This is a genomic window from Roseateles sp. P5_E1 (assembly GCF_054049335.1).
The window spans coordinates 1-752 of the sequence record NZ_JBFUMN010000181.1; the positions used below are offsets into that span (position 1 = coordinate 1).

A 752-nucleotide genomic window follows, 5' to 3' on the forward strand; every position below is an offset into this window, starting at 1 on the left:
GCATGGGGCCAGCCGCAGCAACGGCTTCAGCAACAACCTGGGCCTGGCCTATGGGCCGCAGCGCTGTGATCCGGCGGTAGGCAGCCTGCCCGGCAGTGACTGCGACGCCCAGCGTCGCCAGCCGTTCGATCGGGAACCGGGGCTGGATGCGCCGGCCGCGACCGGCACTGGCGCGCAGGCAGCGCTCGGCCTGTGGGTGGGCGGTACGATCCGCACCGGCCGGACCAACGGACGCGGCAGTGCCGGCGGTGACTTCAACACCGACGGCGTCACCCTCGGCAGCGACCTGCAGGTCGGTGAGGACCTGGCCCTTGGCGTCGGCCTGGGCTACGGTCGCGACCGCACCGATGTGGGCGAGAACGGCAGCCGCAGCGATGGCCAGGCCTTCACCCTGGCGGTGTACGGCAGCTACAGCCCCGGCCAGCATCTGTTCGTGGATGCACTGTTGGGCCACCAGTTGCTGGACTACGACCTGCGCCGCTACGTGACCAGCGACGGCAGCTTCGTGCATGCCCGTCGCGATGGCAGCCAGTGGTTCGGTTCGCTGTCTGTCGGCGCCGACCTGGTCCGTGGCAGCTGGCAGTTCACCCCGTATGCGCGACTGGATGCCTCGCGCGGCACGCTCGACCGCTATGTCGAGCAGGGCAGCGACCTGTTCGCCCTGCGCTACGGCGACCAGGACGTGGACACCAGCACCGGCAACGCCGGCCTGCGCATCGAGACACGCAAGACCGCTGCATGGGGTGCCTGGA

The 752-nt window shown here is 70.2% G+C and carries 1 protein-coding gene; it reads left to right on the top strand.

The genetic code is table 11. The features are described 5' to 3' along the window. A partial coding sequence (locus ACXJKJ_RS30485) for an autotransporter outer membrane beta-barrel domain-containing protein (protein ID WP_457395166.1) occupies window positions 1-752 on the top strand: 752 nt, incomplete at both ends.